The 19,432-nt window shown below is 40.4% G+C and carries 13 protein-coding genes; 4 read left to right on the forward strand and 9 right to left on the reverse strand.

Annotated elements, in window-relative coordinates; all coding sequences use genetic code 11:
- The 6 genes from QZL88_RS07585 to QZL88_RS07610 form a co-directional block, all read right to left on the reverse strand.
- Positions 1-642 (reverse strand): MBL fold metallo-hydrolase, encoded by a 642-nt coding sequence (locus QZL88_RS07585; protein ID WP_296939780.1) that lies wholly within the window; start codon positions 640-642, stop codon positions 1-3.
- A 178-nt stretch (positions 643-820) separates the two neighbouring features.
- Complete coding sequence (locus QZL88_RS07590) at positions 821-1,471, reverse strand: NAD(P)H-binding protein (RefSeq protein ID WP_296939782.1); 651 nt, start codon at positions 1,469-1,471, stop codon at positions 821-823.
- A gap of 65 nt (positions 1,472-1,536) precedes the next feature.
- The gene (locus QZL88_RS07595; protein ID WP_296939783.1) at positions 1,537-1,947 is read right to left on the reverse strand and encodes an Rrf2 family transcriptional regulator; all 411 of its coding nucleotides are present in this window, start codon (positions 1,945-1,947) and stop codon (positions 1,537-1,539) included.
- 70 nt (positions 1,948-2,017) lie between these two features.
- A complete protein-coding gene (rsmG, locus tag QZL88_RS07600) occupies positions 2,018-2,638 on the reverse strand; it encodes a 16S rRNA (guanine(527)-N(7))-methyltransferase RsmG (RefSeq protein WP_296939786.1) in 621 nt (206 codons plus the stop codon).
- Between the two features lies 1 nt (position 2,639).
- Positions 2,640-3,485 (reverse strand): DUF3298 and DUF4163 domain-containing protein, encoded by an 846-nt coding sequence (locus QZL88_RS07605; RefSeq protein WP_296939788.1) that lies wholly within the window; start codon positions 3,483-3,485, stop codon positions 2,640-2,642.
- A 228-nt stretch (positions 3,486-3,713) separates the two neighbouring features.
- A complete protein-coding gene (locus QZL88_RS07610; RefSeq protein WP_296939791.1) occupies positions 3,714-4,895 on the reverse strand; it encodes a vWA domain-containing protein in 1,182 nt (393 codons plus the stop codon).
- 157 nt (positions 4,896-5,052) lie between these two features.
- Between QZL88_RS07610 and QZL88_RS07615 the strand changes: the two genes are divergently transcribed.
- Both QZL88_RS07615 and QZL88_RS07620 read left to right on the forward strand, forming a co-directional pair.
- Positions 5,053-6,858: a histidine kinase gene (locus QZL88_RS07615; protein WP_296939793.1), complete on the forward strand. Its 1,806-nt coding sequence runs from the start codon at positions 5,053-5,055 to the stop codon at positions 6,856-6,858.
- The gene (locus QZL88_RS07620; protein ID WP_296939795.1) at positions 6,855-7,613 is read left to right on the forward strand and encodes a LytTR family DNA-binding domain-containing protein; all 759 of its coding nucleotides are present in this window, start codon (positions 6,855-6,857) and stop codon (positions 7,611-7,613) included. Before QZL88_RS07615 ends, QZL88_RS07620 begins: the two co-directional genes overlap by 4 nt.
- Before the next feature lie 26 nt (positions 7,614-7,639).
- On the opposite strand, the gene QZL88_RS07625 is transcribed toward QZL88_RS07620, so the two are convergent.
- The 3 genes from QZL88_RS07625 to QZL88_RS07635 all read right to left on the reverse strand — a co-directional run bounded on the left by QZL88_RS07625 (position 7,640) and on the right by QZL88_RS07635 (position 14,334).
- Complete coding sequence (locus QZL88_RS07625) at positions 7,640-8,869, reverse strand: glycoside hydrolase family 71/99-like protein (RefSeq protein ID WP_296939797.1); 1,230 nt, start codon at positions 8,867-8,869, stop codon at positions 7,640-7,642.
- Between the two features lie 102 nt (positions 8,870-8,971).
- Positions 8,972-11,413: a glycoside hydrolase family 95 protein gene (locus QZL88_RS07630; RefSeq protein WP_296939801.1), complete on the reverse strand. Its 2,442-nt coding sequence runs from the start codon at positions 11,411-11,413 to the stop codon at positions 8,972-8,974.
- 344 nt (positions 11,414-11,757) lie between these two features.
- A complete protein-coding gene (locus QZL88_RS07635; protein WP_296939803.1) occupies positions 11,758-14,334 on the reverse strand; it encodes a hypothetical protein in 2,577 nt (858 codons plus the stop codon).
- 255 nt (positions 14,335-14,589) lie between these two features.
- Here QZL88_RS07635 and QZL88_RS07640 point away from each other — a divergent pair, with 255 nt between their 5' ends.
- Together QZL88_RS07640 and QZL88_RS07645 are read left to right on the forward strand one after the other, a co-directional pair.
- Positions 14,590-16,806 carry a glycoside hydrolase family 3 C-terminal domain-containing protein gene (locus QZL88_RS07640; protein WP_296939805.1) on the forward strand — a complete coding sequence of 739 codons (2,217 nt, stop codon included), beginning with the start codon at positions 14,590-14,592 and terminating at the stop codon, positions 16,804-16,806.
- A gap of 721 nt (positions 16,807-17,527) precedes the next feature.
- A complete protein-coding gene (locus tag QZL88_RS07645) occupies positions 17,528-19,345 on the forward strand; it encodes a PL29 family lyase N-terminal domain-containing protein (protein ID WP_296939807.1) in 1,818 nt (605 codons plus the stop codon).
- Positions 19,346-19,432 lie beyond the last annotated feature (87 nt).

The following is a 19,432-nucleotide window of genomic DNA, read 5'->3' on the forward strand; positions in this document are numbered from 1 at the left end:
TTATTGTAAATAAAAATTACTTTTGATTTCTTCTCCTATTGTAGTTAATGGCCCGTGGCCTGAATATATGACTGTTTCTTTAGGCAGTGTGAGCAGTTTGCTCTTTATACCGGCAATAAGCTGTTCATGGCTTCCTCCGGCAAGGTCGGTACGCCCTACACTTCCCCTGAACAATACATCTCCGACAAAAGCACAGCCTGCATCCTGATTATAGAAAATGATGCTGCCCGGCGAATGTCCCGGTATTTCCAGAACTATAAATCTCTGATTACCGAATGTCACCACATCGTTTTCATTCAGATACTTGCTAATCCGGGGGATTTCAGCACTTTCATTCTTAAAGCCGAACATTTGCAATTGGGCCGGCAATTGCTCCAGAAGAAATTCATCTCCTTTGTTTGCCTCTGTTTCCAGATGAAACTGTTCGTATATAAAATTATTTCCGAATATATGGTCAAAATGCAGATGAGTATTCAAGAGGTGCTTCACTACCAAATCGTTATCGAGGATAAAATTCAGTAAAAGCGCCTTCTCATCCGGGAAGAAACAACCCGGATCGATGATAACACACTCCTTTGTTTCATCATATGCTACATATGTATTTTCGCTAATCGGGTTAAATTCAAATATTTTTACGTTCATAGATTTTACAAATGACTTTCTGTTAAAAAACAGCCTAAAGGTAAAACTTTTTTCGTTTCAAAACTAGCCATTTAAGCTTATATCTTATGTTATAAATATACAAAAAGGCAGCATTCATATTTGAAATACTGCCTATATCGTATAGATTCTATATATCAATTAAGAAACTGTTTAGATTTTAGTAGCCGGCTGTAAAACGTTGACGAGAGTATTTGTGATTCTCAATTTCGTCAACAACGGCAACCGCCAGATCTTCAACGGACAATACCGATTCGCCATCCTTATCAAATACAGGTTCATCTGTCCCCAGCCTGTATTTACCTGTTCTTCCGGTTTTAATACCCTGATGCATATTGATAGCCGGTGAAAACATTGTCCAGTCAAGCTCTTGTTCTTTTTTAAGCACATCCAGATAATCCCTTGCCGCAGTTGCTCCGGGTTTGATACTTTCGGGAAAATCAGCGCCATCCACGATTTGCTGTCCATCAATGTACAGGCTGCCGGCGCCTCCTATCATTACATAACGCTTAACTCCGGCTTCCTTTACCGCCTGCTGGATAGCTTCCGATCCTTTCATAAAATCATTATAAATATTGGGATTCGACCATCCGGGATTAAAAGCGCTCAGTACAACATCATTCCCTTTTAACACTGAAGTTAAAGATTTTACGTCTGTTACATCTGCTGCAACCGCCTTTGGCTGACCATCCTTCACCGGAATTTTATCTACCGAACGAGCCACTGCTGTTACATCAAAACCTCTGTTTACCAACTCTTGTAATAAATGCGAGCCGACAAAACCTGTTGCTCCTATTAATGCTACTTTCATATTATTCTATTTTTAAATGTTACCTTTTCTGTATTTATATTTATTACAGTTTTATATAAAAAAAATTACTCAAACTTCTTCTTAAAATCAGCCAGTGTCTGATCTGAAAGCTTCGCGATTATAAAATCCTCTGCTTCTATATTCAAATCGTGCAGGTGTTCATTAATCTGTTTCCCTACAGGACATTTCGGATTCGGAGACGCTAATGAATTACCTAATGCTGTCCGGGAACTGACTATTCTATATATATCGGAAAGAAGGATTTTATCTGCCGGCTTTGCCAACATACTCCCCCCGTTCTTTCCTTCTTTACTAAGAACAATCCCATGCCGACGAAGGTTCGATAATTCTTTCCTTACCAATACAGGATTGATATTCATACTTCCGGCCAGATAGTCGGAAGAAAGCCACTCATCCGTACTCGTAGCCAAAAGCACTAATATATGCATTGATATTGAAAACTTACGATCGCTCATACTGTAATATTTTTAATTACAGTACAAAGGTAAACATATTTTCCTCCCTACAAAAAGAATTAACAATTATTTAAATAAGAACGTAAACGATTTTCTTGGTCTTGAAATATTCTTCTTCGAAGAACATAGATAAGTCATCAGCTTCAGCTGTCTTCTTAAAAGGTTTCAATTCGCCTTCAAGATTCCCCCCTTTAAGGCAAATCAAGCCGTTTGGCAGAGCGTTGTGTTGCTCTTTTGAAATATTCTTTTTTATAATCTTTACCAGATCGGGCAACGGCATTACTGCACGGCTTACTACAAAGTCAAATTTTTCTTTTACTTCTTCAGCTCTACAATGGCGAAACTGGATATTCTTCAATCCGATAGCTGTCGCCACCTCTGTTGCCACCCTTATCTTTTTACCGATACTATCTACCAACAGAAACTTGCATTTCGGAAACAATATAGCCAATGGTACACCGGGAAAACCTCCACCTGTACCTACATCCATAAGCTGTGTCCCATCGGTAAACTGTATAAGTTTCGCTATGGCAAGTGAATGCAAAACATGGTGTGTATACAGGTTTTCTATATCCTTACGCGAAATTACATTTATCTTTGAATTCCAGTCAACATATAGGTCATAAAGAGCCGCGAATTGCACCTTCTGTTCTTCGCTGATATCCGGAAAATACTTAAGAATTATTTCCATATTATTTTCCGACAAAAATTGATATTGGCGAATTATCTCTCAGCAGGTCCCTGATTTCATTATAGGGAAGGGATACTCGGATTTCCCCAAGAGAAGGGGCCGAATATTCTCCCGGATTGAAAATATAGGTCAGACCATTATTATCCACTAGGAAATTTTCATTCGATGTCAGGTCTTCAATCCCCCAGTAACCGAATTCGAGAAGGTCTTCGGGTTTCTGCACTTTATTCTGAGCTACTATTTTCCTTATCAAAATAGCATTCAGCAATTTCCTGTATTCGGGCAAGAATATATCCTGTTCACTCAATATATTTCCGGTCTTTAAATCTATCACAATATTGCGGTAAGCAGTAGAAGAGTTTGCCCCGCCTTTATAATCCATCGATGATATTTGGTACGACAATATATCGTCCATATCGAATATCACTTTTGTATCCAATGTTTTATAATATGAAAAATAATCCTCGGTGTCACCTGATTCCTGCCAGTCGGGAAACTGCTCTTTGGCATCAGTCTTATATTTTTCCACATAATCTTCTACATATTTATTGATGGCATCCTGCGGCTTCATTTGCTCATATTTCTCGTCTTCCATCAGTGCAAAATTCAATTCCTTCTGTACCGTAGCCAAAATTTTCTCATCAGCAAACTTCACGGGGAAAATATATGTGATCTTTAACGAACATGACGGTTTTGTAGAATCGTTATCCAAATGATATATCTTGGAAACCGATATGGAATCGTAAGATATCGCATTCGGTGTATTTATCTTTTTCTCTGTTTTACAGGATATAAAAACAGAAAGAGATAATACAAATAAGCCTATAGATGTAAATATGATTTTCATATATGCTATTATTTAACAATACAAATATACGACAAAATGGAAGAATGCCGATTTTTACCTAACATTTTTACATTTCGATACCCTTTTATCTTCATAGATTAAGTAAGCTACTTCCTGTAAATCTAGTCAGTAGCCTACCTATCATAAAAACAAAAAACTCATGGATTTGTTTATCTCCTCAGTATTTGTATTGGCATAGTTTTGCTCCGGTACAAGGCCCGTAGATCATTACTTACTGATAGTATAACCCTTCTGATTGGCAAATGCAAGAACGGATTCATTTATAGCCTTGCCAAGATCGTCGCTAGCATTGTCATTTTTCAACTGCTTGTCTATATAGTCCTGACGTTTTTTTGCCAGCTCGTTTATTTCTTTCTGTATAGCTGCTCTTTCAGCTTCTTTTTCGGTTATTACCTTTTGAATTTCAATCTTCGATTTGTTCTGCAATTCTTTCGGCAATTCAGATTGCCTAATATTATTCAAGGCTTCTTTATCGTCTTTCACCCTGTCTACCAAATCCCAGTCACTATTCTTGTAAACGCTAGCCGACTTGCTTACAGCCCGCTCTGCCATATTAGCTCTCGATATAGATTTCGCATTCACATCCTGAACAGCCTGCATCTCTTTCCGTGCAAAACCAAGGTGTCCGTAGCCCAAATAAGTAGCATTCAGCCGGTCGTTACAAATACTTATCCTGTCATCGTAAGGAGTATCGTAATAGCGCACTCTCGCATTGTGATCGATATTGAAAAACTTTCCCTTTCCTCTTATTGCTGCATCACGCCACATGCCACTAACGCCCGAACTGTGGTTGCCACAATGTATTGTATTCACAAATATATCTTTGCCCAAAGCACGATCTATAGACGTTTTATAAGAAATACGCCCCTGTGTGAACGGTTCATTACCAGCGATATAAATAAGCTTCATATCCGATGAGTTTTTTCCCCAATCCAGTGCTTCTACGGCTTTATTTATAACTGCCCCGCAATATTCGTCTCCTCCATAGGTAGTCAGTGCGAATAGTTTTTGAGAAATCAGATCGAGATCGGTAGTCAGAGGTGTTACCTGCCGGATATAATCGCTCGTGCGTATACCGTCATTCCCATATTCATACAAAGCAATTTCTATACGGGGAGCTTTCCCCTCATACCGCAGTGTGGTAAGTGTATTCACTATGTTCCATAAACGAGACTTGGCCTGTTCAATCAGCCCGTCCATACTGCTCGACGTATCGAGCAGAATAGCAACCTGTATTTTCGTCCCCCCATTCATTTCATTATCAGTTGCAGATACAGACAATTCCATGTTCTGCTCTTTTCCCCTATTTTCGGCTGTTGCGGCGGAACAGCCAACAGTCATTGCTATAAAAGCAAATAACACTGAGCTTAATAGTACAAACTTTTTCATATCATTGTGTTTTAATTGGTTTCTTTGCTCAAAAGTATTATGATAAGAATTAACAATCGCTACAAAATGGGTGAACGGTCATTTTGAATTGGTGAACTATAAGGTATAAATGTTTTAAAAGTATTTACTTTACAATCTCAATCAAACACAACAGCTTATGCATATCAGATATATACTTATACTCCTTCTTATCCTGATTTCATCACCGGGTTGGGCGCAGCAGCCGAAGAGCGCATCCAAGAAATCGAGAGAGAATATGCGGATACAGGAGGTCTCCAAAGCCATAGAAGAAGGTAAGTCCGATATGGAAGTGGCCGAAAGCTATGAGAAACTGGCAAAAGAACTGTCCGGAAAAGGAGAATATGCAAAGGCCGAAGATTATCTGACAAGAGCTAAACGAATATACCAGATCCGTAGAGAAAAGGAGAAACTGGCGGCTGTGGAACGGGAACTGGCAATAGTTCAAGAAGCACAGGATAAGAGGCATGATGCCTTTCTCAACTTTAGTTCGGCACAGACAAACACATCCAATAAGAAGATGCAGCAAATCAATACTAATGATATGTATCGTGTTCAAAACTACAACAATCCGGCTGTACAATCGGGATATATACAACAAAATATACAACTGGCCGAAGAACTGGATAGTAAAGAGGATCAAGCACTCGCTTACCGGCAAATGGCACAGGTGAACAAAGATATGGACAATGCTCCCGAAGCAATTAAGAATCTCGAGAAGGCGTTAGTCACAGTCCAGAACCAGCCGGAGGCATCCATGCAAATACGACAAGATATAGCCAGCACTTATGCTGCCAACAATCAGATAGGAAAAGCAATAGAGATAAATAAGAATCTGGTAGCAGAAGCCAAAGAAACGAATAATCCTAAAGCCGAAATCAAGCAACTGCAAGCCTTGTCGGAAAATTACATAGAAGCGAATAAACTGACCGAGGGTGTATCTGCCCTGCAACAAGCATATAGCCTCGCCATAGATAACGGACAGACCATAGAGGCCAAAAACAGCCTTGAATTGCTCGTAGAACAATATCAGAGGATGCGTCAACCCCAGAAAGCCCTGGATGCTTATTCCGACTTCATGAAGAAGCTCGAAGGACTTGTAAAGAACGACAGTACGCTGATAGACGAAAAATTCTTTCAGGTACAGGAAGAGAAAATACTCCGGCTGGAAAAAGAGCGTGCGCTGAAAGACGAACTGATATCCAGAACCAATAAGTTCAACTATGTACTACTCACAGCCATTGTTCTGATACTCACATCACTCGTCTTTATAGCCAAAGCTCTCTATTCTATCAAGAAGAAGAATAAGCGAATAGCCTTGCAATCGCTGCGCAGGGAAATGAACCCCCACTTCATTTTCAACAGCCTAAATAGTGTGAACCAGTTCATAGCGCAAAATAACGAATTGGAAGCCAACAAATACCTGTCTTCCTACTCCAAGCTGATGCGCAATATCATGGAAACCTCAAACAAGGACTTCATTCCGTTGGCTACCGAAATGGAGCAGATGAAGGAGTACCTCGATCTGGAATACATGCGCTTTCACGACAAGTTTGCCTATAAGATAGAGATAGACAATTTGCTGGATGCCGATTCCCTGTTTATTCCCAATATGCTGATACAGCCTCAATTAGAAAATGCCATCTGGCACGGGCTACGCTACAAGGATAGTATGGGGCTGCTCACACTTACCGTTAAGACCGACAATAATCATCTGACAGTAATAATCGAAGACAACGGCATTGGCCTTGCAAAAAGCCTCGAGTTGAAAACCAAGCATCAGAAAGAACACCGTTCGCGCGGACTGAACAATACTCAGGAGCGCATAAATCTGCTGAATAGCCTGTACCATACCGACATATCAATTTCCATCACCGAAAAAGAAGGCGAAGAGAGCGGAGTGATAGTCATACTACAATTCCCATTAATGAATAAGAACCTATGAACACACTACAAAAAATAAAGAGCGTAATAGTAGAGGACGAGCCCGCCGCACGGGAAGCCCTGAAAAACTATCTGGCAAAATACTGTCCGCAAATAGAGTTTATAGGCGAAGCGCATAATTGCAAGGATGCCATACCACTTCTTCACGATCTAGAACCGCAGCTTGTATTCCTCGATGTGGAAATGCCGTTCGGTAATGCCTTCGATGTACTTGAAGGCTGTAAAGACCTTTACTTTGAGACGATATTCGTGACAGCTTTTTCTGAATACTCTTTGCGGGCTTTGAATCAGAGCGCGGCATACTATCTCCTGAAACCTGTAAGCATAGAGGAACTAATATTGGCCGTAAATAAAGTTCAACAACACATTATCAATAAGGAAGTCTTCAACCGCAACAAAATACTGATAGAGAACTTCCGCGAAACCAAGCCGGAAAAACAGCAGGTCATACTCCCTACTCTCGAAGGCTTTGAAGTAGTGAAGATGGAGGATATCATCCGCCTACAAGGTAACGGAAACTTCACCGATATCTACCTGAAAGATAAGAGTAAGAAGATGGTTTGCAGGTTCCTCAAGCATTTCAGCGAGATACTGCCCTACCCTTTCATCCGCATTCATAAGTCACACATCATAAACTTCAACTTTGTAAAGTCATACCACAAAAACTCCGGCGGATATGTGACTCTGGAAGATGGCACGGAGATTGAAATATCATCCAGCTATAAGGAAGATTTCCTCAGGCTATTTAAAGCATAGATACTGAGCACATTTAAGCAAACCTACTACCGGGAATCCCTTTTCGGCATCGGGATACTCAATGGCTTTTGTCTTTTCAGCATTTTAGACGCTTCCCCTGTAAGCCAGAGATAATGATCGGATGGTACTCCGTCCAACCCTACGAACTTAGCGATATCACTTACCGGAGGGTTGTCGCTGCATTTGAATATTGCCGTCCCTTCATTTACCTCATCGAACATAGCCGCATAGATCATACCGGCGCCCGCATTGATAGCAGTAGATATCTGCTGCCAATAAAAACGTCCCCCTTGGCGTGGTATAGACCCGGAGGGCTTTATATCATCGGGAAACTCAAAGCGGCTGAGATTATGCCAACTGAATCCCGGAGTCACACAAGGCACATAATCGATATTGTTATTTTTACACCACTCCATATCACCTATTATCAGGTCGCGGAAACGGTCCATATCGTTATGCAAAAGCGGTGTAAAGCGCTGGACAGTCCAAGGAAGAACGATGTCGGCCTGTTTGATTATCGTATGTAAATAGGGGTCCGGTATACAATCGGCAGTCAGTTCACGCCAAAATGTAGGTACCCCCAGCATAACGCTGCATCCGCCATATTCCGGATCGTTTTTCAGGAAGTCGATGAAACGTTCTATGCCTATATTACGGATATTATAAGGTCTGTCAGGGAACCCGATACCCCAAATGGCGACAAGAGGTTTCCCGTTGAAAAATAAATATGTCTGATTTCCTTTCTGGTTTGTCACCCTTATGGAATCTACAAGGTACTTCCAGTCCTCTATCAGGCTGGAACAATCTTCTCCCGATCTTTTCAGTCCCGACAAATCATACATAACAGCTATCGCACGCTGATATTTAGACGCAGCCTCAAACGCGTTTCTGATTACAGCGGTCGGAGCTTCCTTCCTGGCTTTTGCCTGAGCAGAACCGAAGAAACGCTGCATAAACACACCGTCTACACCATATTCCTGCATCCATTTGAAATGCAAATCTATTGTGCTCTTGTCCGTAGAACTGAAAAAGCGGGCTGTGGAACCGTCCGCGTGCTTCAATCCCGTAGGATATGTCTTTTCATACTCGCTCACATCCGGCCACATATCTATGCGGACTTGTTTTTCATCGGGATACATCACTCCATCGGCCGGCGCCCTGAACCATCCCTGATAACCTGCCATAATCAGTCCTTTATAGCTTGGATACTGTGTCTTAACTGAGTGTTTGTATGTCTGAGCAGTAATCTTAGTCATAAAAAGACAGGATAAGATTATCACAGACAGAATAATTCGCTGATTCATTATATTTTAGTTTTATATGATTAAATAACTGCTTAAATTTTAATGTTTTAGTTCCTATTTCAGGCCTCTCTTAAATGTATATGCCTGCCCTTGCCGTGTATCCACGTCATACTCATATATCTTATACAGCAACGGATACTGAGCATTTATCTCTTTGGAGACCAGAGGTTCCTTTATTTGTGCAGTTCCGTACAGCGGGTTTGGATTTACTCCCTTAGCCTCCGACAGTCCCGCACCTGTCAATGGCACGTAAGAACGCAGGCGCATATTCCCGCCCAATTTAGATAATACCGAAACAGTCAGAAGTTCCCCGTTGTCCCACTCCATAGAAACTTCGAAACCGCCGCGAGCCATCAGCCCTTTCACTGCGCCCTTTTTCCATGCATCGGGCAGGGCAGGAAGCAGATGGAGCGCTCCATCGTGGCTTTGCAATAACATTTCGGCCACTCCGGCAGTGAACCCGAAATTACCGTCGATCTGGAAAGGCGGGTGCGCGTCGAACAGGTTCGGATATGTACGCCCGTCGTTATTCCCCGGTTCTACAAGCGATAACATATTGGATATAATCTTATATGTATGGTTTCCATCCAGAAGGCGTGCCCAGAAGTTTATTTTCCAGCCTATCGACCACCCCGTAGCCATATCGCCACGGTAAAGCAACGAATTCTTTGCTGCCTGAAACAATGCAGGATGCGAATAAGGAGATATCTGGTTGCTCGGATACAACCCATACAGATGCGACACATGGCGATGGTCATTCTTTGGGTCGTCTACGTCATCGAGCCACTCCTGTAACTGATTGTATTTGCCTATCTGCATAGGGGCAAGACGCGAAATCATATCTTCCAGTCTTCTTTCATATGCATTATCGGCCAGTTGCAAAGCCCTGGATGCGTTCAATGCATCACTCAGTACATCAAATACTATCTGGTTGTCCATCGTAGACCCGGCCGTGATGCTTGTCCCCGTTCCCGGAGGGCCTTGTTCGGGCGAAGAGGAAGGAGCCGATACCATCCATTTATATTTCGGATGCTCTACAAGAAAATCCAGAAAGAAATCAGCCGCACCTTTCAGTACAGGATACACTTCGCTCAGGAATGTCTTATCGCCTGTATATAGGTAATGCTGCCACATATGCCGGCTAAGCCATGCCCCGCCGTTAGGCCACATCCCGTAAAAAGCACCGTCTACAGGTCCGGTCGTACGCCAGATGTCCGTATTGTGATGCGTAACCCATCCGTTGGCATTGTACATTACTTTTGCTGTCTCTTTCCCCGTTTCGGCTATTTCTTTCACCATTCCGAACAACGGAAAATGTGTTTCGCTAAGATTGGTCACCTCGGCAGGCCAGTAATTCATCTCGGTATTGATATTGATAGTGTACTTGCTATCCCAGGGTGGTACAAGCTGATCGTTCCATATACCCTGCAATGTCGAAGGCTGACCTCCCGGTTGTGACGAACTGATAAGCAAATAGCGTCCAAACTGGAAAAGCAGTGTAACAAGGTTTTGGTCTTTACCATCCTTAAAGTTCCGCACACGGCTATCGGTTTCGTCGTTCATTCTTTCGGAAGTACCCAGATCCAGCTCAACCCGGTTAAACTGATTCTGATAATACTTTATATGGTCGTTCAGCGCAGTCTGATACGGTTTAGCCAGCGCGGACTTCAATATTGCTCCTGCTTTTCTGGTCTCGTTACCGCTTACATTCTTATAGTCTATAAAATTGGTCGCGATGGATATGTATATTGTCGCTGTATTTGCATTTTTCACAACGATATTATCTTTTCCGGCTTTTACCGTTCCGCCTTCTGTTTGTATTTCAGTCTGATTTTCGAATCTTACCACACCCTTTACGCCTTCATGATCAGAGCCTGTACCTTTCAGCACCAGCCTGTTGCCCTTTGCCGATATGGCATAACCTTTCACCGGAGAATCATATGACGCGGAGAAGTTGATACTGTTCTCCTTATCTGCCGTAATACGCATGATAATCACATTATCGGCAAACGAAGTGAAAACTTCACGGGTATATGTTACACCATCTACAGCGTACCGGGTAGTTGCTACCGCCGTTTTTAAATCCAGATTGCGTGAGTAATCCGAGAAATTGTCATGTCCGGCGAAGTCAAGATACAAGTTTCCGATTGTCTGATACGGCATGCCGTTGTGAGGCGTCCGCATCGTTTTGTCCAGTAATGCCTCTGCCTGCTTTTCTTTCCCTGCAAAAATAAGATTCCTTACTTCATCCAACGAACCCAGCAAAGCGGGGCTATCGTTCCGGTGCGGGCCTCCGCCCCACATTGTTTCTTCGTTCAGTTGCAGGCGCTCCCGGGCCGGGCTGCCAAAAACCATCGCTCCCAACCGTGAGTTTCCTAAAGGAAAGGCTTCTACCCATTCTTTTGCGGGACGTTTATACTGTAATTTGATATCACCGGCCTGAACGGTAAGGATGCTCAGCGCCAAAAACATGAATAATCCGAATCTCTTTCTCATGGTGTTATTTTAAGTATTGGTTATTTCCCGGGACAAAATAAAGCCAGGGGTATTAACAGGAGAGTTAAAAACGTATTAATATAATATTAAAATAGAACCTGGTATTTTATTTAGAGTAAAACCTGACAAACTTGACACTTTTTGCGCATTTTCTAATCTGTCAATTTTCGCCCCCGCTACTGGTCGCTATTTTATAAAAACTTGACAAATCTGACACTTTTTTTCAGTTTTTCAGATATCTCTATTTTAACTATCAGTAATATCAAAGACCTATCAGCCAACCGCTAAAAGCTGTCAGCTAACATATAGATAAAATTATTTTCAATTAAGAAGGAAAAGGAGACTCAATCTTCGATATTGTTCCGGCTTATCACATCGGTAAGGGAGTACTTATATTTCGAGCCCAGCAGATTATAGTATTCTTTACAGAAATTGTCATAAATGCTTTTCGCAATTCCTTTCTTACCCGAATTGAACAATATAGAGCATTTGAGGTATAACGCTTCTTCATTTATATAATCGTGGAGGAATAAAGTATCGGCAATCTTAAGTTTCAGGTCATCAGTGAGCTTATAATAATTGCTCTGTGATAGTTCCGTCAATATATCTATCGTCATATTAGAAAAATCACTTTTGAATCCGTCTACCCAGTCAGCTTCTGTGTTTGGTAACAATACTCCCCTAAGCAATAGTTCGAGCAGCCTGTCTATATTCGTCTGATCGGGTGAAGCATTTTCTTTTATTATACCAAATAACCGCATGGCCTCTGTATAATCACACATGATACCTTCATTCAATTTTATACTCCAAAAGCCGTTTTGGTTTATAATCTCTGCATTCCCTACATTTTCGAGTATTGCACGCAATTTACTAAGATAGACGTTTCTGTTGTTCTTAGCAGACTCTTCATTCTTATCGAACCAAAGCAACTGAATCAGCTTCTTCCCCGATATACCTTTTTCATCCCTCTCTGTACTAAGAATGAGCAACACCAACAGGTATTTCAGCATCGGCGTAAACTGGCCTGTTATATTCTGCCCATTTTTATCCATTACCAGAAAGCCTCCAAGAAAACAAACCGATCGTCGGGAGAAATCATAATACTGAACTTCAGGCTCCTTCGCTTTTGCCTCACTTACAGCAGGTACTATAATTCGCTGAGATGGAGCCATTATCTTTTTTCCGGTTTTTCTTTTAAATGTTCCACTTCTAATTAAAAAATAGATCGGAAGAATAAGCACAAATATAAGCCCCAGAGCTATTACTACAATCATCCACATGGAAGATGGCGAAGCCGGCTCCTCTATTGGCTGAGTAACCTGTATCTCGCTTAGAGCGATTGGCGGATAATTAAGTGAATAGATCGCAACTTCGGCTGACTTATCTGTTTTTATTTTATTTATCAATACATAAAATTTATTATCGGCCTTGGAATAATATAGCTTCATATATAAATAGTGAGCCGTGAGATCTTCGTGTATAGGAAAAGACATAGCCTCAAAGCCGGCAACATCTTTCTTAAGCCTCATTAATGTGCCGCCATTCTGGCTTGTAAATACATAAAAACAATCTTCTTTTTCATCATAAATCATATTCTCACCCGGAAGAAATTCCAACTCGGGTGCCGGAGTCTCCATTTCCCACAGTTTATTTGTCTGTTCTGTCAGGAGATTAACCGAATAAAAGTCGTAATAATTGCGGGGAGATAATTCCTGGCGCCCTGTTTTATTACCCCATCCTCCATAGATATACAAAGTATTGTTTACAATAACGGTTGAGGAAGAATGCCGGGGGGAAATATCGGGCAAAGTAGACTTTTTTATAGATTTCCGGCTTGGGTCTAAACGGAGTAATTCATTGTTATATTTATAAAAGCCATAACCTCCAAAAGACACCAATGAAGAATCGGAAGGCGAAAAAGAAACTGAGTTATTCCAATAGGCATGTTCCAGAAGCGATTTTGTATTATTTTCCCACGATTCGGAAACCGGATTGAATACGGATACTATGTTCTCGTCGAGATTATAGGATAACAGCTTGTTCGAAACAGGGTTGTAGAATAACTGATTAGGGGCATTGGCAGCTATTATTCCGCTTTTCACAGCTATTACATTTTCTTTCCTTTTATCGGCATCGAAAGTGATAAGCTCTTTAGAATCGGGGGAAGCAATATAAATTATCCCCTGATTCGGATTGAAGGCAAACAGTGAATTCTCTTTAATATGCTTCGAATAGATCTTTTCCCAAGTTGCATAAATATCGATTATCCATCGTGGATTTGTAACTACTGCCGGTACCTGGGCTACAGAGTCGGGACTGTGTTTTTCATCGTGTTTCTCCAATTTCCAGTGCCTCTGCAGATTTTTACCATTGAATATTTTTACATCCCGGATATTCACCGATGCTATATCATATAACATATATCCTTCAAATGGACATAGACCAAAAGAGACTTTCACCTCATTGGCATGTGATATCTGGTAAGGGACAGATAACTTAGTCTCCCCATACAATACAGTGATTTCATTTTTCTCTGACGATAACGTTATACTTACCGGTAGCCATTCATCGCAGATTATTTCTTTGGAAATCATATAGACAGATTCATTTACCACAAGCATCGGATATCGTTTATCTCCCTCACCCACTGTAAATAACAAGTCTATATTTTCTTTCTTATCGGTAATCATCCTGAACACGACCCCAAACACATTGTCTTTGCGCACGCTCATATCAAATGTCATGGTTGTCTCATTGTGCAGCCTGATCGGTTGGTTATTCTCCAGTATCAGTGATGTTTTTTCCTGATCATTGAACGGGAATGACTTTATATATAAACCATAATCTATACTATCAGGTTGTGCAGCATTGATTAATACTGACAAAAAGAGAAATAAAATAGTAGAGAAGAGTTTTTTCATTTAGATTTTTGTAGAAGATAAATTGTATTTTTAAAAGTCGTAACAGAAGCTAACGATTGTAAAAATAATCTATTTCTTTTTTTATTCCAACTAAAAGATTTTAGTTTTCCGATAAATCATCTATTTTTAGTCTCATTCTTTTAAAATAAAGAATATTAATCTTATTTTAACCGGTACATTAATGTTTGATTTCAACTTTTATTAATGCCTTTTGCTTTATTTTGTATTTAATAAATATCCTAAAAAATCTTTATCATGAAAACTAAGGCACTCTTGCTTCTCATTCTTTTCGCATTTTCGGGCAATCTGATATTCGGCCAGTTGTATCCTTTCCGGGATACAAAACTATCTACAGACAAACGGGTATCTGATCTGGTATCCCGTCTGACTTTAGAAGAAAAGGTATTGCAAATGCTCAACAATACCCCGCCTATAGAACGACTTAATATCCCGGCTTATAATTGGTGGAACGAATGCTTGCACGGCATTGGCCGCACAGAATACAAAGTTACTGTTTTTCCCCAAGCTATAGGAATGGCTGCTGCATGGGATACCAGATTACTAAAAGATGTAGCAAATGCTATTTCTGACGAAGGGCGTGCAATATACAATGATGCTTCGGCAAAAGGGAACTATTCTATATACCATGGTCTGACATATTGGACACCCAATGTAAATATATTCCGTGACCCACGCTGGGGACGCGGACAAGAGACATATGGCGAAGACCCTTACCTGACAGGGGCTTTAGGCAAATCATTTGTCGCCGGACTGCAAGGTGACGATTCCAAATATCTAAAAGCAGCCGCCTGCGCTAAACATTATGCTGTACACAGTGGTCCGGAGAATACTCGTCATACATTTAACACATTTGTAACCACATTCGACTTGTGGGATACGTACCTTCCGGCATTCCGCGATTTGGTTGTAGATGCCAAAGTTGCAGGTGTGATGTGCGCATATAATGCTTATAGCGGAGAACCTTGTTGCGAAAACAATCTGCTAATGCAGGAAATATTGAGAGACAAATGGGGCTTTACAGGATATGTAACATCCGATTGCGGTGCTATCGACGATTTTTACCGTCATCATAAAACACACCCTGAGGCTAAATACGCTGCTGCCGACGCTGTATACAGCGGAACTGACATCGACTGTGGAAACGAAGCTTACAAAGCCCTTGTAGATGCCGTGAAAACCGGGCTAATTACAGAGGAACAAATAGATATATCTTTAAAGCGCCTATTCGAAATACGTTTCAGACTGGGGATGTTCGATCCCGCAGAAGATGTAAAATTTTCAAAAATTCCACTTTCGGTACTGGAATCACAACCTCATAAGGATTTAGCCCTTAAAATAACCAGAGAATCAATCGTATTATTAAAGAATGAGAATAGCTTTCTGCCGCTAAGTAAGAAGTTGAAGAAAGTAGCTGTCATCGGACCTAATGCAGATAATGAAGTATCAGTCTTGGGCAACTACAATGGCTTCCCTACCCAGATAACAACTCCTTACAAAGCGATTAAGAACAAGCTGAAAAATGCAGAGGTGACTTACGAAAAGGGCATTGACTTTGTAAAACCTTCGGAAAACAGCAAAGAAGAAATCTCAGCTCTGGCCAAACGTTTGAAAGGAATGGACGTAGTTATATTTGCAGGAGGTATATCTCCGGAACTGGAAGGTGAAGAAATGCCTGTCAAAATAGAAGGATTTACGGGAGGTGACCGTACCAGCATAAAACTGCCGAAAATACAGACAGAACTGATGCAGGCTTTAAAAGCAGAAGGAATACCGACTGTCTTTGTTATGATGACGGGAAGTGCAATCGCCGCCGAATGGGAATCACAAAACGTACCTGCAATATTAAATGCCTGGTATGGAGGACAAGATGCGGGAACAGCCATTGCCGACGTCCTTTTCGGGGATTATAACCCTTCGGGAAAATTACCTGTGACATTCTATGCAAAAGATAGTGACCTTCCTGCATTCAATTCTTATGAAATGAAGAACAGAACCTATCGTTATTTTGACGGACAAGTACTTTATCCATTCGGTTATGGATTAAGTTATACCAAGTTTGAATACTCCCCGATACAAACCCCTGCAAGTATAAAAGCAGGTGAAAATATGGAAGTTTCCGTTACTGTAAAAAACACAGGAAAGACAGATGGAGAAGAAGTCGTCCAACTCTATATATCCCACGACAACAACGGGACAAACAGACAATTACCGTTATATGCACTGAAGAGCTTCGAAAGAATTTCCCTGAAGGCGGGAGAAAGTAAAATTGTAACCTTCAAACTCTCGCCAAAAGAAATGGCCCTGGCAGACGAAGATGGTATATTGAAAATGACTAAAGGAAAAAACAAACTATATATCGGAGGAACTTCTCCTACAAAAACAAGTGCGGAAAAATTACCTCTTGTAGAAACTCAGTTCGAAATAACAGGGAATGATTATATAATTGATTAAAAGAGAGATCTATTCATAGAGAAACTTTTTTAGACAAATAATCAGGGTGGATAAACATTCGACAAAGACGAAAGGTTATCCACCCCGATTATTTAACGTCTCTAATCTATATTATCCAATATACAAGAAGCCGCAAACATAATATTTTATTATATCTTTATTATCCGTACTTATTTCGTCATTAGCTATAGAAGAGAAATTTTGAACACCTAATCTTAACAAACTTACATATATTAATATCAATAAACTTTAATGAAATACCGTGTCTGGTTTAATTACTATTTCTCACTATTTAATTTACTTCCGGATTCAAAAACATTTGTTATCTTCTGAATTAATGAAACCCTTATGAATAAAAGGTTTAAAAGCCTAAATTATAGAAATTTTAATGGCTCTGTTAATGTTATTTTTAGAAAAATATTAATATGTGTTATATAAATTTGCTAACACTCAAGTCCTATTAAAATTAATAATATATAAACATGAAAAACACATTAAATTCCTCTTGAACAGAAAGCAATCATCTAAGAAGATCCGGATCCGTGTATATATTATATAACCATAGGTGTAAGACAACATAAGCCTAAGCCATTTGATATATAAATCCTCGAACCTAAACGATTATAACAACAATTTATGAATAATAATTCCAGGGAAAAATACAAGCAAAAAACAGCCTGTTTTGGGCTAATAAAATCTTGTTTTTCAGAAACTACTAAAAATGAAAAATAAAGATCTCACAACTAAAGTTATCACTTCACTTAATCCTTATTTATCTATGAATAAACCATTTAATCCCTATTTATGTATGAACAAACGATTTTTAAATTTGCTCCTATGTGGAGTCATGATTTTTTCAACAGGTATTTTCTCATCATGTGGAGACGACGTCGATGACCTGAAATCAAGAGTATCTGTATTAGAAGTGGCAATTGCTGATCTCAAAGAGCAACTGTCGAATGCAATGACAACCGGTGCAACTATCGTAAAAGTAGAAGAAAAAGACGGCACCTATACTTTAACTTTGAGTGATGGAAAAGTTATTACAATTAAACCGGGTACCAGTGGCGGGTCAAATATTACTGTAGAAAAAAATGAAAATAATATAATTATTACTGTGGATGGAACTGAATATGTACTACCTATTGGTTCGGCCGTAAACTCATTAATCTACAGTCCTGAAACTATCGACGGTATTGTCAATATTGGTAATACTGGTGCTAATGTGAATTTCCTGGCTACACCGGCTATCAGTTCCGGTGACTTGGCGAATGCTACGTTTGCCATTGCGGAAGCTCACCAACTGAAAGCAGGTGGCAATGACATGTTCAAGGTTGACGGTGATGCAACTATTGAGGGCGATTTCATTAAAGTACACCTTAAAGCTCTTGGAGTAGAAGCGGGTAAAACATATGCTGTGGCACTCCAAATGAACTTCAACGGTACCGCTATCAGTTCCAACTACTTTATGGTAAAAGTATCTGACGACTTCTCCTTCAACAGTGAAGAAATTGGAGGTTTTACAATAAAAGCGGCCTACAACCCCAAATCTCTTGAAAATGGTTTCAGTGAAATGACCATCAATGGACTTGATCTACTGAAAGTTACCAACTTCAAAGATTTATTTGACGAAATTCCTGCCAATGCAGTATTCTCTGTAGCCGGTAAAAGTGTGCAACCCGGAGGTTCAGCTCAGGAAAGATGGGATGCACTTAACAAAAATTTGTCTCAAGATGGAGCTTGGGCTATGAAAACAAGATTGGGTACAAGTTTTAATGACAATGCGGATCGGAAAGGATTCTTATTCAATATAAAAGCGAATGACGTAGTGAAGGCAAAAATTTACGTTATTATTAACGATGAGCTTGCAGGTATTGATTTTTCTGGTCAGTTTACTAAAGAGGCAGAAGCAGAATGGGGTGGACGCGAAAAAAGTCTAGCTATGGGTGCTCAGACTATTAATATACAAAAAGGATTTACAAATTACGAAACAGACTATACGATTATTCATGGCGGTGCTGCTGAATTCTTTGCCAAATGGGCTACTTTCGAAGTGAAGAAGGGCGATGACCTTCTGGTTTACAACGACGGTTCAAAATTAGTACTAGGTAACATTGCTAAGGAATACGCAACTGGTTGCCGCGGCCTGTATTGGTTCTATCGTGGTTTTGCCATCTATGTACCCGAAGCATTAGCAACAACTAATGGAAAATATGTAGATGTAAATGGTAAGGAATATGACGGCGCCGGTGGTTATGGTTATGATTTCTGGTTGGGCCAATATGATGAATATATCAATAATCCTTCGACATTCTATCCTCCTGCAGTTACTAACTTTGGCATAACTATCGATGCAACAAACGGTTCGGTTACACTTCCGGCCTCTTATTCAGGCTATGGATTCCGTATTGGGATTGGTGCTGGTTACGAATATGCCTATGGTGTGAAGAAAATCGGTTCGGCAGACCAACTCGGTTTGTTCTTCTTCAACCGTCGCTTGGCTCCCGAAGGTGCAACAATGCCTGCACCTCAATCATAAATTATTCTATAATAACAGATAAAGAGGAAACGAGGGTGTGGCAAAAGTATGTTGATACACTCACACCCTCCCCTCTTGACACAAAAG

It is taken from the genome of uncultured Dysgonomonas sp., from assembly GCF_900079725.1.
Taxonomy (GTDB): domain Bacteria; phylum Bacteroidota; class Bacteroidia; order Bacteroidales; family Dysgonomonadaceae; genus Dysgonomonas.